This window comes from Paenibacillus algorifonticola (assembly GCF_000971975.1).
Classification (GTDB): domain Bacteria; phylum Bacillota; class Bacilli; order Paenibacillales; family Paenibacillaceae; genus Pristimantibacillus; species Pristimantibacillus algorifonticola.
Window position 1 is genome coordinate 94,350 of sequence record NZ_KQ040782.1, and the last position, 14,328, is coordinate 108,677.

Annotated in this window: 14 protein-coding genes; all 14 read right to left on the reverse strand. The window is 51.5% G+C overall.

Annotation, left to right across the window (positions count from 1 at the left end; all coding sequences use genetic code 11):
- Positions 1-16 precede the first annotated feature (16 nt).
- The 14 genes from WH37_RS04600 to lon all read right to left on the reverse strand — a co-directional run bounded on the left by WH37_RS04600 (position 17) and on the right by lon (position 14,297).
- Positions 17-991: an RluA family pseudouridine synthase gene (locus WH37_RS04600; protein ID WP_052736805.1), complete on the reverse strand. Its 975-nt coding sequence runs from the start codon at positions 989-991 to the stop codon at positions 17-19.
- Between the two features lie 54 nt (positions 992-1,045).
- Positions 1,046-2,347, reverse strand: coding sequence for a glutamate-1-semialdehyde 2,1-aminomutase (gene hemL, locus WH37_RS04605; protein WP_046229391.1), 1,302 nt, complete (start codon positions 2,345-2,347; stop codon positions 1,046-1,048).
- Positions 2,348-2,350: 3 nt separating this feature from the next.
- Entirely contained in the window at positions 2,351-3,349 is a 999-nt protein-coding gene (gene hemB, locus WH37_RS04610) for a porphobilinogen synthase (protein ID WP_046229392.1), read from the reverse strand.
- A 119-nt stretch (positions 3,350-3,468) separates the two neighbouring features.
- Positions 3,469-5,016 (reverse strand): uroporphyrinogen-III C-methyltransferase, encoded by a 1,548-nt coding sequence (gene cobA / locus WH37_RS04615; protein ID WP_177217927.1) that lies wholly within the window; start codon positions 5,014-5,016, stop codon positions 3,469-3,471.
- 5 nt (positions 5,017-5,021) lie between these two features.
- Positions 5,022-5,993 (reverse strand): hydroxymethylbilane synthase, encoded by a 972-nt coding sequence (gene hemC, locus WH37_RS04620; RefSeq protein WP_046229394.1) that lies wholly within the window; start codon positions 5,991-5,993, stop codon positions 5,022-5,024.
- Positions 5,994-6,638 carry a precorrin-2 dehydrogenase/sirohydrochlorin ferrochelatase family protein gene (locus WH37_RS04625; RefSeq protein ID WP_052736806.1) on the reverse strand — a complete coding sequence of 215 codons (645 nt, stop codon included), beginning with the start codon at positions 6,636-6,638 and terminating at the stop codon, positions 5,994-5,996.
- 16 nt (positions 6,639-6,654) lie between these two features.
- Entirely contained in the window at positions 6,655-7,467 is an 813-nt protein-coding gene (gene ccsA, locus WH37_RS04630; RefSeq protein WP_046229395.1) for a cytochrome c biogenesis protein CcsA, read from the reverse strand.
- A 46-nt stretch (positions 7,468-7,513) separates the two neighbouring features.
- The gene (hemA, locus tag WH37_RS04635; RefSeq protein ID WP_046229396.1) at positions 7,514-8,896 is read right to left on the reverse strand and encodes a glutamyl-tRNA reductase; all 1,383 of its coding nucleotides are present in this window, start codon (positions 8,894-8,896) and stop codon (positions 7,514-7,516) included.
- Between the two features lie 189 nt (positions 8,897-9,085).
- On the reverse strand, positions 9,086-9,484 hold the full coding sequence (speD, locus tag WH37_RS04640) for an adenosylmethionine decarboxylase (protein WP_046229397.1): 399 nt from the start codon (positions 9,482-9,484) through the stop codon (positions 9,086-9,088).
- A gap of 296 nt (positions 9,485-9,780) precedes the next feature.
- Positions 9,781-10,086, reverse strand: a complete 306-nt coding sequence (locus WH37_RS04645) for a DUF4309 domain-containing protein (RefSeq protein WP_231594124.1) — start codon at positions 10,084-10,086, stop codon at positions 9,781-9,783.
- An 18-nt stretch (positions 10,087-10,104) separates the two neighbouring features.
- Entirely contained in the window at positions 10,105-10,326 is a 222-nt protein-coding gene (locus WH37_RS04650; protein ID WP_046229399.1) for a hypothetical protein, read from the reverse strand.
- Positions 10,316-10,906 carry a hypothetical protein gene (locus WH37_RS04655; protein WP_046229400.1) on the reverse strand — a complete coding sequence of 197 codons (591 nt, stop codon included), beginning with the start codon at positions 10,904-10,906 and terminating at the stop codon, positions 10,316-10,318. Before WH37_RS04655 ends, WH37_RS04650 begins: the two co-directional genes overlap by 11 nt.
- 275 nt (positions 10,907-11,181) lie before the next feature.
- Complete coding sequence (yihA, locus tag WH37_RS04660; protein WP_046229401.1) at positions 11,182-11,769, reverse strand: ribosome biogenesis GTP-binding protein YihA/YsxC; 588 nt, start codon at positions 11,767-11,769, stop codon at positions 11,182-11,184.
- Complete coding sequence (gene lon / locus WH37_RS04665; protein ID WP_046229402.1) at positions 11,766-14,297, reverse strand: endopeptidase La; 2,532 nt, start codon at positions 14,295-14,297, stop codon at positions 11,766-11,768. The genes yihA and lon overlap by 4 nt, the downstream gene beginning before the upstream one ends.
- Positions 14,298-14,328: the final 31 nt, after the last annotated feature.

Sequence of the window (14,328 nt, forward strand, 5' to 3'; positions counted from 1 at the left end):
CTATCTTTTGCAGCAGCTACAATTTAGCGCGCAATTTAGTAAGCCAATCGGGCTCAGGCGCTGCAACTTCGACAGGCAAATCTGTCCAAGGATGCGCAAAAATAAGCCGTTCGCCATGCAGCGCCTGCGTCTTCATCAGCTGCACAGAGCCGCCATAAAGCGAATCGCCGAGCAACGGATGACCCAAGTGGCTCATATGGACACGAATTTGATGCGTTCGTCCCGTCTCCAGCTGCAAACGGACCAGCGTCGCCCCTGCATAGTTCTCGGCCGTTTCATAGTGGGTTACAGCGGAATCGCCGCCCAGCGCAACACGCCGTCTGGAGCGATGGTGGCGGTCTTTGCCAATCGGAGCGTCAATGGTGCCTGCAGGTGGACGCGGACGACCTTGAACAAACGCGATATAGCGGCGGTCAATCGCCTTGCGGCGCATCGCTTCGTCCAGCTTCCACTGGGCGAAATCATTTTTGGAATAAAGTACGGGGCCCGATGTATCGTCATCGAGACGGTGGATGTGGCGAACAGGCAGCGGATCTTCTCGCAGCAGCATATGACGCGCCGCCGCTTCATCCAGCGTTCCTGCCTGATTAGCACCTGTGCCATGCACAGCCATGCCTGCCTCCTTGTATAGCACAAGGCAAAAATCATCCTCGAAAAGAACAATAGGACGGGGACTGCCTTGCGATAGCTTCGCTTGACGGTACAGTGGATCACTAATCAGGTCCACAGCGGGAAACGCGAGCAAACGGATACGCTGCCCATCAAAGCGGATGCCGCCGACGGAGAACAGCCGATTGATCCATTTTTCCGGAAAAAGAGAACGGGCCAGCAGCCACTGCCGCACTTGGTGCGGATGACTGCCGGCCTCTAGTGTTCCGGTGTGTTCTCCAGGCTGCCCGTCATAATTTGGTGCAGACCATGAGCCTTCTGACAGCTCCTGCCAATCAAGCTCAAGCCACTCCCCCGCCCGCTTATAGTGAAGCATTGGCATGGAATGAAACCTCCTATTGTCGAATGCAATCGCCCAAATTGCTGCTCGCGGCAACTACAACCTGCTCAAAGCAGTTGCGTTGGCGGCAATCGTTGCATCAATATCTTCATCAGTATGGACAGCCGACACGAACATGCCTTCAAACTGCGATGGAGCGACGCTTACGCCAAGCTCCAGCATAGCAGCAAAATACGCCTTGAAGCGATCTAGATCTGCTGTTTTGGCTGTATCGTAATTGATGACATGCGTTTCGGTGAAAAACGGGCATACCATCGAGCCGACACGGTTGATCGTGGAAGCAACGCCAGCCGCCTTCGCATTCGCTTCAAAGCCGTGCTGCAAACGGACCGCTTGACGCTCCAGCAGCTCATACGTTTCCGGCGTCAGCAGCTTGAGCGTCGTATAACCAGCAGCCATCGCCAGCGGATTGCCTGACAGCGTACCCGCCTGATAAATCGGACCGCTCGGCGCCATAAGCTCCATCAGATCGCGTCTGCCGCCATAAGCGCCGACTGGCAAGCCGCCCCCGATCACCTTGCCGAAGCAAGTGATATCTGGCTTAATGCCATAAAGACCTTGCGCACTGCTGTAGTGGACGCGAAAGCCCGTCATCACTTCATCAAAAATAAGCAGGCTGCCATATTGCTCCGTTATGTCGCGCAGTCCTTGCAGAAAGCCCGGAAGCGGCGGGACTACGCCCATGTTTCCGGCAATCGGCTCGACGATGACGCAGGCAATTTCCTCGCCGTATTTTTCAAATACGAGCTTGATCGACTCTATATCATTGTAAGGCACGGTAATCGTCTGCGAGGCAATGCTTTCCGGCACGCCGGGACTGTCGGGCAAGCCAAGCGTCGCTACACCAGAACCCGCTTTAATGAGCAGGCTGTCGGCATGGCCGTGGTAAGAGCCTTCAAATTTGACGATTTTGCTGCGCTTCGTAAATCCACGAGCGAGACGCAAAGCACTCATCGTCGCTTCGGTGCCGGAGTTGACCATCCGGACCACATCAACCGAAGGCACGCGCTCGCATACAAGCTCCGCCATAAGCGTCTCCAGTTCCGTTGGCGCCCCAAAGCTGGTGCCTTTTTCCGCGGTACGCTTGATCGCTTCAACGACCTCTGGATGCGCATGACCCATAATGAGCGGCCCCCATGAAGCGACGTAATCGATGTAGCTGTTGCCGTCGATATCAAATACGCGGCTGCCTTGGCCGCGCTCCATATAAACCGGATTCAAACCTACGGATTTAAAAGCGCGAACCGGGCTGTTGACGCCGCCTGGAATCACTTGCTTGGCCCGTGCGAATGCCTCGCGTGAGCGAATATCGCTTCTGCCTGTAGATGAATGACTCATCGACTATTCATCCCCCTTCAACCAACGTGCCGCATCCTTCGCGTGGTACGTAATCAGAATGTCCGCGCCCGCGCGCTTCATTCCGGTCAGCGTCTCCAATACGACAGCGCGCTCGTCAATCCAGCCATTTGCCGCCGCCGCTTTTACCATTGCATATTCGCCGCTCACATTGTACGCCGCCACTGGCAGATCAAAATGCTCCTTCAGCAGGCGAATGACGTCCATATACGCAAGCGCAGGCTTAACCATCAGCATATCCGCGCCTTCAATGACGTCGGACTCCGCTTCCCGCAGCGCCTCGCGCGCATTGGCAGGGTCCATCTGATACGTCTTGCGGTCGCCGAATTGCGGCGTTGAATGCGCCGCTTCACGGAACGGGCCGTAAAAGGCGGAAGCATATTTGACCGAGTAGGACAAAATCGGTATATGCGTAAAGCCCGCTTCATCCAGACCTTCACGAATGGCGCCAACGAAGCCGTCCATCATGTTGGACGGAGCGATCATATCCGCGCCTGCCTCAGCTTGCGAAACCGCTGTACGAACGAGCTGTGTCAGTGAAGCATCGTTATCGACCTCTGCGTTGCCTGTACGCTCATGCACATGGATAAGGCCGCAATGACCGTGATCTGTAAACTGGCAAAGGCAAGTATCCGCTACAACGAGCAGCTCAGGCGCCCAGCCCTTTACAGCACGAATAGCCTCTTGCACAATACCGTCAGGAGCAAATGCAGAAGTACCTTCGCTATCCTTGTCATCTGGAACGCCAAACAGCATGACGGATGGAATGCCCAGAGCCGTAACTTCCCTGATTTCCGCTTCCAATCGATCTAATGAAAAATGATAAACGCCCGGCATCGATGTGATCTCTTCCTTCACATTCGTGCCCACCGTCACAAAAATCGGATAAATAAAATCATTAGCAGAAAGCGCCGTTTCCCTCACCATGCTGCGAAGAGCGGCGGATTGCCGCAATCTCCGATGTCTTACGACAGGAAATGCCATCTTCCATTCCTCCTCCAACTGTTTTGTGAAGCCTATGTCGCGCCAATTATGGCTGGCCCTTGCCTCTTTTGTTATCTAAACGAAATACTTGCCCATCCATCTATTAGAAAAATAATGCCTTATTCCCGTTCCGCGCTGCGGTACTTAATCATCGCATCAATAAGCGATGATATCGTCGCCTGTTCAGCCTCAGCAGCTACGCGCAAGCCCGCTTCTCTCATCTTTGCTGACGTCAGCGGCCCAATGCTGATAGCCGGAATGTCCAAAATCGCCTGCACAGGATCGCTTATGCCACTGCGGCGCAGCTTCTCCAGCAAGTTCGTCACCGTCGAAGAGCTGGTGAACGTAATCATGTGAATCTGCTTCTCGTCGATCCATTCCAGCACCTGATCATCCTGCGTATCGGCAAGCACGGTCTCGTATACGTCGATTTCCGTTGGCAGCAGTCCTTTGGCTGCCAATTCGCGCGGCAGCACCTCGCGTGCCAAATCACCGCGCGGCAGCAGTACCCGCTCGCCAGCTTGCAGCTCTCCTGCAAGCTGCTCCAGCAGCCCTTCTGCCTGAAACTTTGCCGGCAGCAGCTCGGCAGTCAGCCCGCGATTTTCCAGCGCTTCGGCTGTCCTCGGGCCAACGGCAGCAATTCTAGCCTTATGGAAACGCCGGATATCAATGCCGAACCGTCTCAGCCAACGATAGAAATAGTCCACGCCGTTTACGCTCGTGAACATCAGCCAGCCATAATGCTCCGCTTCCTCCAGCGCAGCGCGCAGTGTAGCGACCGCTGCGGCCTCCTCAGGCTCGCGGATATCAATGACAGGGTATTCGCATGGCTCACCGCCCAGCTCATCTACAAGGTCAGCCAGCTCGCTTGCTTGTGCTCTCGCTCTCGTCACCAGCACGCGCGTGCCGAACAGCGGCTTGCTTTCGTACCACTGCAATTGCTCGCGCTGCAGCACGACATCGCCAACGACAATGACAGCCGGCGGCTGAAAATTCGCCTCGCGCACCATTTGCTCAATCGTAGCCAGCGTGCCGACAATCGTCTGCTGCTCGACTCTGGTGCCCCAACGCACCAGTGCAACAGGCGTTGTGCCAGGCTTGCCATATTTCATTAACTGATCGGCGATATAGCCAATTTTGGCTACGCCCATCAGAAAAATAAGCGTTCCTGTAGCATTGGTTACCTTGTCCCAATAAATCGAGCGGTCCAGCTTATCAGGGCTTTCATGTCCCGTTATGATCGAAAGCGAGGACGCAAAATCACGATGCGTCACCGGAATTCCAGCGTAAGCAGGCACAGCAATCGCGGAAGTAATGCCCGGCACGATTTCAAAGCCTATGCCGTTTTCCTTAAGCAGCCCTGCTTCCTCGCCTACGCGGCCAAAAATCGTCGGATCGCCGCCCTTAAGCCGCGTCACCACCTTGCCTTGCAAAGCAAGGTCAACAAGCAGCTGGTTAATTTCCTCCTGCTTCATCGTGTGGCGGTCGGGAAGCTTGCCTACGTATACCTTCTCGGCACCTGGCTTCATATGCGCAAGCAGCCTAGGGCTTGCCAAGCGGTCATAGACGACAACATCGCTTTTCTTCAAATATTCCAAGCCGCGCAGCGTAATCAGCTTGGCGTCTCCCGGACCCGCACCAACCAAATAAACGATACCTTTCCCCATCACTACTATCCCCCGATTTCCGCTAAAATGCGGTCCGCTCCTCTTGCAATGAGTGCTGCGGCAACTTCCTTGCCCAGCGCCTCTGGATCGCTGCCCGTCTTGATTTCCTTCAGCAGCACTTCTCCATCCGCCGATCCTACAATTCCCGTCAGCGTAAGCTCAGCGCCTTCCAGCGTTCCGTCTGCACCTTTACGCACAACAGCATGGGCGCCAATCGGAATTTGGCAGCCGCCATTGAGTGCGCCAAGAAAGCTCCGCTCGGCACGTACCGCGTAGGCCGTTTCACCGTCATTAAATAAATCAAGCAGCCCACGGATCTGCTCATCATTTTCCCGGCATTCAATGCCAAGCGCCCCTTGTCCAACTGCAGGCACCGATACGTCCTCCGGCAGAAAGGCGGATATGCGGTTTTCCCATCCCATACGATTAAGTCCAGCTGCAGCTAGAACGACTGCATCGTAGCCTTCCGTCTCCAGCTTGCGGATACGCGAATCAATGTTTCCCCTGATCGATTCCACTACAAGGTCAGGGCGCAGGTTTTTGAGCTGGCAGGAGCGTCGCAAGCTGCTGGTGCCTACTTTAGCACCATGCGGCAAATCAGCCAGACTCCCTCCTTGCTTCATAATGAGGCAATCCCGCGGATCAACACGCTTCGGAACCGCACCGTTCATTAAGCCCTCAGGCAGCTCGTACGGCATGTCCTTCATGCTGTGAACCGCCATATCGATTTCGCCATCCAGCAGCGCTTGCTCGATTTCCTTTACGAATAACCCTTTCCCGCCAACCTTCGATAACGTCACATCGAGAATTTGATCGCCTTTTGTGACGATTTTCCGAATTTCAAACGCATAGTCGAAGCCATGCTGCTCGCTGATTCGTTTCAGCTCGTCAATTACTTGTCCCGTTTGCGTAAGCGCCAATGCACTCTGGCGGGTTCCGACGATTATGGTACGCTTTTCCTTATTGTTTGCTGCCATTTATGTATTCCTCCTGTCAGTTGCTGCGATGAGCCGCTTAATCCAGGCATCTATATCGCCGTCTTCCTCGCCTTGCCATGGCGCTTCATGCGCCGCAAGCTTCAACACTTCACGCCGCAGCCCGCGATCGCCAATTGTGAGCTTCACCCGTTCACGAAGCTCCTTCAGCCTAGCTGTAATGCCGATATATTCCGGACCGTACCGCTGCGCAAGCTCCTCCCGAATACGAGAGGACAACGCCGGGCTCGCTCCGGATGCCGACACGGTAACGACCAGCTCGCCGCGCCGCACAACCGACGGATTAATAAAAGTTCCAGCCTCGGCCTCATCTGCACGATTAACCCAGATGCCTGCCTGCTCGCCATCCAGCGCAATTTGGCGATTCAGCTCCGCCTGATCCGTAGCGGCAAACAGCAACCTCGCTGCCAGCGCATCCTCGCTCGCATAAGCTCTTGCTTCCGTCTCAATGTGACCGGCATGCGCAAGCTCCTCCAGCTGGGGCGTGAAGACAAGCGCAATGACCGTCACCTGATCCGCTCCTGCCTCAAGCAGCCCTAGCACCTTGCGCTCGGCAATCGGGCCGCCGCCCACGACGATACAGCGGATACCTTGAAGCTTTAGCATTACCGGATAATAGCCGTTCATAAACTTCACCTAACTTCTAATGAAAATTAGATACGTAGCTTGCCAGCAAATTGAGAACTAGGAAGCTGAACGCCACAATATGCAGCTTCGCAAGCTGCGTACTCGTGCGGTTAAGCAACGACCGGTTTACAACAAAAATAATATATACAATTAAAGCGAGGAAAGAAGTGATTACTTTCCAATCTAATAACAGCGTCGAACGTCCTTCAATGAGCAGCAGCGTCACTGCAAGCGACAGCGACAAAGCAAGCAGTGGAACGCCGATAATGACAGCGCGATCAGAATATCTTTCAATTTTATCAAGGCTTGGGAGCCTTCTCACATATTTGGACCAGCGTTTCTCCTTCAGCTCCCGATGAAGGAAAATATACATGCCGGCGAAAATAACGCCTATTGTCAGTGACACATAGGAAACAAGCACGAGGCTAATATGCACAATCAGCAGCTCTCTTGCTGTTGTGGAAATCGCGAACATCGCCTCATTGCCCGGCTTGCTGTAAAGATTAAGCGCCAGCACGGAAAAACCAACGACGTTTACGAGAAACACAATAAACTCTATTTTGAAAAATCGGCTGATTACAAGCGATATAGAAACCAAGAGCCAGCAAAACCCCAGCCAATATTCAAAGGTTGATATCGTGGCCACTTCAAAATGCGACACGATTCGCGAAATTAGAAATAGCGTCTGTAAAATCCATACAAAAATAAGTAGCCCTGTACCCATCCGTTTCGCTCTCCGGCTTGCGTCCATAAAATCGGAGAAATAAAACAGAAGGCTCAGGGCGTATACATAAAGTATCGCGTCATACAACCAGTTTAGCGTTGCCATAAATGCCTCCACATCGCCGCCCTATGCGTCTGTCAAGAGCGTGCTTCTACCGAAGGGCAGAAGCCAATGCTGCCGTAGCTGCAGGTGATTGCACATTTTTCATTTTTACTGCAGCCGCCTCGGCAGCTTCCGCTTTAAGCTCAGCCTGCTGCGACTTGTCCAATTGCTCTTCCAGTGCAAAAAGCTTTACAAACATGTCCATCGCTTCGTCAGCACGTCTTTCTCCGGCCATTTCCTTGATCCGCAAAATAGGGTCCTGCATCATTTGATTGACAATGCTCTTCGTCAGCTTTCTAATTACTTTAAGCTCATGCTCGTCCAGATCCGGAAGCTTGTTCGTCAAGCTGTTGAACGTCTCCTCATGAATCTCTGCTGCTTTCGTCTGCAGCGCCCGAATGAGCGGCACGACACCTAGCGTTTTGTACCATTGCTCAAACAGATCCATTTCCTGAGCGATCATCGTTTCGATTTTGGCGGCTTCCTTGCGGCGCTGTTCTAAGTTACTTTCCACAATGCCCTCCAAATCGTCAATGTCATATAAAAAGACGTTGTCCACCGCAGCAATCGTTGGATCAATATCCCTTGGAACGGCGATATCAATCATGAACAGCGGCTTTGATCTCCGGCGCTGCATGGCGCTTGCGACAACCTGACGCGTAAGCACGAAGCTGTCTGCTCCAGTCGAACTAATAACGATATCGGCTTCATGCAGCCTATTCGTCGCTTCGTCCATAGAGCAGGCTATTCCGTTAAACTTGTCTGCCAATTGAACGGCTCGTTCATACGTCCGATTCACGACGATGACCCGATCAGCACCATTCGCGTACAGATGCTTCGCTGTCAGCTCGCCCGTCTCGCCAGCGCCAATCAGCATAACCGTCTTCTTCGCAAATTGACCGAATATCCGTTTGCCGAGCTCTACAGCTGCATAGCTGACCGATACGGCGGATTCGCCAATTGTCGTCTCGGAATGCGCCCGTTTTGCCATCGTAATCGCCTGCTTGAACAACGTATTAAACAACGTTCCCGTCGCTTTCTGCTGCTGGGCCAGTGCGAAAGCATCCTTCACTTGTCCAAGAATTTGCGTCTCGCCGATAATCATCGAATCCAGACCGCTCGTTACGTGGAAAAGATGCTCAATGGCCTTCTCATCCTCATACATATATAAATGATTCGTAAATTCTTTCCTCGGCAGGTTGAACCACTGCTCCATAAAGCCGCGGATATGGTGCCCGCACAATTGATGCCTGTCCACCACCGCATACAATTCTGTCCGATTGCAGGTCGCCACAATGACACATTCCAAAATGCTGTCTGTATTCATAAGCTGTTTGACAGCCTCCGGCAGCTCTTTTTCCGAAAACGCAAAACGTTCTCTCACTTCTACTGGAGCTGTACGGTAGTTAAGACCTACTGTAATGATGTGCATGTGTGTCACCTGCCTCCCTTATCAAATTGCCGCGTTTCGTTCTTTCTACGCCATTATAGCACAGTTCGACATTCATACTTCCTTCATTTATGAATAAAGTTTGAACCACAAATCCATTATTCCCTAATCATACAAAGAAATAACCATGGAAGCTTCCATGGTTATTTCTGTATCATACATGTGAGAGCCTTAAACGAGCTCGATTTGTTTCATTTTCGGTTCTTCAACTTGCAATTCGCCCATACCACGTATCAGCTTTTTCGCATGAGTTGTTGTTGGCTTCAGCACAGCAATCATATAATCGATTGCCAGCTGCGGATCCACGGTTTCACCGCAAGTATAACAGTCAAGCGCGGCAAATCCTCTCTCAGGATACGTGTGAATGGAGAGATGACTCTCCGACAGCAGCACGAGTACGGTTGCTCCTTGAGGCTCAAATTGTTTGGATTGCACCGACATTACAGTAGCGCCGCAGCTTTCAGCAGCCTCCACCATTTGGGCTTGCAAAAATTCAGCGTTGTTCAGTAGATCGAAATCTACTCCCCAAGTATCAACAGCAACGTGTCTTCCGAAAGTTGAGTATTCCATCTTCCGGTTCCCCCTTCCTAGGAATAAAATGTTTAAAAATTTCATCCGCTAGGACCTACGTCATTCACTTCCCGAGGGAATAATCTCTCGCAACATAACCATGTCCTGAGTGAATCCTGGTTCCTATTATTGTGTTAAACGATGTTTTCAACGAGATTAAAAATAACATCTATCCGTAAGAATTGCAACCTTTTTTTTCAGCCGGCCATATTATTTTTTGCATCCTGCGGACTAAATACGGAAATATGGTCGACCTTTTCGGTTGCCTTCGGGATAAGAACGCATATCGAACACCTTCATGCCGTTGCTGAAGCCGATCGTGACGCCCTCTTTGTATACGCTGCATAAATTCCTTTTCCGGCAGCCTCGGTGCTGTCAGCCTTTCCCCAATCCTGCTCAATCTCGTCGAACAGCGCAATATGCGCTGCATATTTCACCTCGAGAATTTTACCTTCCTTCGCCAAATCAACAAGCTGGCCTATGCTGGGCGTTTCGCTCACTTGACTGGCTTGCCCCGTCTGACCTGCTTGTCCAGCAGCAGGTGAGCTAGCCTGGCGCTGTTTCCTGACCGTTAGCGGATGATTCCTGGCTATTTGATGCATTTCCGGCATTTTGCGCTATTAGGCGAACTGCTTTGAATGCAGTTGTTTTAAATATGCAATAAACTTCCACATTCTTATGAAGCTCCCTGCTTCTTTTACTTGTAAAATGTCACCATAAATTACCACATCAAAACACTGCTTCAGAGCAGCCTTTTCCTGAAAATAAAAAAAAGAAACCGCAGCAGCGATTCCCTTAAGCTTATGTTTACTGTCTGCATGCCATGCATATTTACGCTTCAAGTACAAACAGCTTGTGCGTATGCAAGGCCAAACGCTCATCAATAGCGGCGATTTCAGTCTGATTTTTCGTCTGATTCCGAAGATCAAGCAACTCATTAATGGCATTATTCACCATCGAAATCTCGCGTTCAATCAAACGGCTGCGGAATACCCGCTCCAGTTGCCCGATCGTATCCTTGTATTCGAACACAACACGTGCGCCGCTCTTCGTTGTTTCAACGATTTTACGAACGGCTCCCTGTATATAGTGGTAGGTCATTGTATAATGGCTGTAAATGCGATTAACAACGGCGTCCCCATGGAAAGCTGAAACAGCTTTGCGCATAGCATTGGTTAGCTTCTGGTGAACAAGGCGGCAGGTGAGCACACAAACGTAACGGTCTTGTTGACGCTCAAAGATCAGTCTGATCTCTTCCCTCCCTGCTACGTCTTCGAGAACCAGCTCCTGATTGCCGTTATCGAGCACCATCACTTGTAGGTGAAGCTGCTGATCATCAAAAAAACGGACAAATTGGGTCATCTCTTCATTCGTTAACTGCAGTTTGGCATTTACATACTCTGTGGCTAGCCGCTGAGCCATAAAAATCTCCTCAATTCTTTAAACTTGCAATTGGATGCTACAATCATTTCTATTCTTCTGTACCCGCTTTACGCGAATTTGCAACGAATTGGTCCAATGACCATTCTCCCTTTCCCGCTCGCTTACCTATATTATACGTGATTGCATCCATTTATTCCTGCCGCTCAGTCCCGAAATTCTCGCATATTTCAGAAAAAACGGGAAAATTATGCGAGGAGCCCCACATATCTTCCTGTATTCTCTTCTTTATGTGAAAAGTTGCCGTACTTGCTCCCTTATGTGGATATCGTCTCCGTAATAACGCTCCACAATTCATCGCGACCTTGGCCGGTCTCCGAGGAATAGAGCACCACTTTATCACGAGGGTCCGCTTGCAGCGTCGTCTTGATCATTTTAATATGCTTGTCCCATTTGCCTTTAGGGATTTTATCCGCCTTGGTGGCAACAATACATGTTGGAATGTTGTAATGCTTGAGCCAGTTGTACATAAGCTGATCATCCTTCGATGGCTCATGGCGAATATCGATTATAAGCAGCTGCAGCTTGAGCTCCTTGCGATCACGAATGTATCTTTCAATCATTTGACCAAAAGCCTCGCGCTGGGTTTTGGAAACCTTGGCATAGCCATAACCGGGAAAATCGACGAAATAGATGCTGTCATTGACGCGGTAATAATTAAGCTGCTGGGTTTTACCAGGCTGCGAGCTTGTTCTTGCCAAGTTTTTACGCATAATCATTTTATTAATTAATGAGGACTTCCCAACATTCGAACGCCCTGCCAGAGCAATCTCTGGCAAGGCATCCTCAGGGTATTGATGCGGCTGAACCGCACTTATAATAAAATCTGCTTGTGTAATCTTCATAATAGAGGTGTTCCTGCTTTCTCTTCTGTCTTGGCCGGAAGCAGCGCATGCAGGAGGACTTCATCAATATGTCCGACCGGGACAAACGTTATCTCGCTCCGCACACTGTCTGGAATGTCGCGCAGATCGCGAACATTATCCTTCGGCAGCAATATTTTCTTAATGCCTGCACGGTGGGCGGCAAGCGATTTCTCCTTGAGTCCTCCGATTGGCAGTACGCGTCCACGAAGCGTGATCTCTCCGGTCATTGCGACCTCTTTGGACACATAGCGTCCAGTCAAAGCCGAAATGAGCGCAGTGGCAATCGTTATGCCCGCGGACGGACCATCCTTCGGAATGGCACCTTCCGGAATATGAATGTGAATATCGTTTTTCTCATGGAACTGCGGGTCAATACCGAGCTCCAGCGCCTTCGAACGCGTATAGCTGAATGCGGCCTGCGCCGATTCCTTCATGACATCACCGAGCTGTCCCGTGAGCGTCAGCTTGCCGCTGCCTGGCATAACGGTCACTTCGATAACGAGCGTATCGCCGCCGACCTCTGTCCAGGCAAGGCCCGTCACTGCGCCAATCTGATTCTCAGCCTCAGCCATGCCGTAGCGGAACTTCGCAGGTCCAAGCCATTCCTTAAGCAGCTCCAGATCAACGTTGAGCGCCTTCACCTCAGTAAGCTGCTCTGTCCCCATACTTTGCTCAGACTGCAAGGAAGCTTCTTGCTGCTTCTCCAGCTGCCCGGATATGGATGCAGCTTCTCCGTCTGAGCCAAATGCTGCTTCAAGCACATTCAAGGCAGGCTCATCCTGCTCAGCAGCTTCCTCCTGCCTGATCGGCACAGTGCCTGATGCAACAATTTGCTTCGCTGCCTTGCGGCAAATCGCAGCCATTTGCTGCTCCAAATTCCGCACGCCGGATTCGCGCGTGTAATCGCGAATAAGCTGGAGCAAAGTTTCCTCACTCACCTGCAGCTGCTCATCCGTCAGTCCATGCTCCCGCTTCTGCTTCGGCAGCAAATAGCGCTCAGCGATTTTCAGCTTCTCAAGCTCGGTATAGCCGGGAATGTACAGCACTTCCATCCGGTCCAGCAGCGGACGCGGAATGTTATGCATCGCATTCGCCGTCGTCACGAACATGACGTTTGACAAGTCGAATGGAACCTCCACAAAATGATCGCTGAACGTATTGTTTTGCTCTGGATCCAGTACCTCAAGCAGTGCAGAAGCCGGATCGCCACGAAAATCCATTGCCATCTTGTCGATTTCATCGAGCAGAAATACCGGGTTAATTGAACCAGCCGTCTTCATGCCTTGAATAATACGGCCTGGCATAGCACCCACGTATGTGCGGCGATGTCCACGAATTTCTGCCTCGTCACGCACCCCGCCAAGCGATATGCGGACGAATTTTCGTCCCAGCGACTTCGCAATGGAACGGGCAAGCGACGTTTTACCGACGCCTGGAGGGCCGACTAGACAAAGAATCGGTCCTTTAAGCTTTTTCACCAGCTGCTGGACCGCAAGGTATTCAAGTACCCGCTCCTTCGGCTTTTCAAGTCCATAATGATCCTGGTCAAGTATGTCTTCCGCCTTGGACAGACTGAGATCATCTTCAGTCTCCTTGCTCCACGGCAACGATAAGAGCCAATCAATATAATTGCGTATAACGCCGCCTTCAGCCGAGGTGGTCGGCATTTTTTCCAGACGGTCAATTTCTTTCTCAATCTTTTCTTTCACTTGGTCAGGAACGCCGGCCTGCTCCAGCTGGCTGCGCAGCTCCTCTACCTCGCCAGCGCGTCCTTCTTTCTCGCCAAGCTCCTTCTGGATCGCTTTCATCTGCTCACGCAAATAATATTCCTTCTGCGTTTTTTCCATCTGCTTCTTGACGCGCTGGCTGATTTTGCGCTCCAGCTCCAGCACTTCCCGCTCATTGTTTAAAATATCGAGCAGCCGCTCAAGCCGCTGGCGGACATCGATCGTCTCCAAAATATCCTGCTTGTCTTTAATCTTGAGCGAGAGATGGCTCGTAATGACATCGGCCAAACGGCCTGGGTCATCGATATCCGAGACAGCAGCGTGCGTCTCTGGCGTAATTTTTTTGGACAAGGAAGTATAATGCTCGAATTGGCTGAGTACCGAGCGCATGAGCGCATCAACCTCAGGGTCGGTCGTTTCCTCTTCCGGGAATTCCTTAACCATAACCTCATAAAATTCTTCAGTCGGCAAATAATCCATTATTTCCGCGCGCAGGACGCCTTCCACCAGCACGCGGATCGTTCCATTCGGCAGCTTTAGCATCTGCCGTACCTTCGCAATCGTACCGACTCTGTATATATCTTCCTCAGTCGGCTCCTCTATATTCACTTCCGATTGCGAACAAAGCAATATCATATGATCGTCAACCATCGCGCGTTCTAACGCGCGAACCGATTTGTCCCTACCCACATCAAGGTGTAGCACCATGCTGGGATATACCAGTAGCCCCCTGAGTGGAAGCAAGGGCAGCCGACGGCTTTTCGTTTTTCCGGGTCCCACACCAGCACCTCCAAATGATTAATTCTCCCTT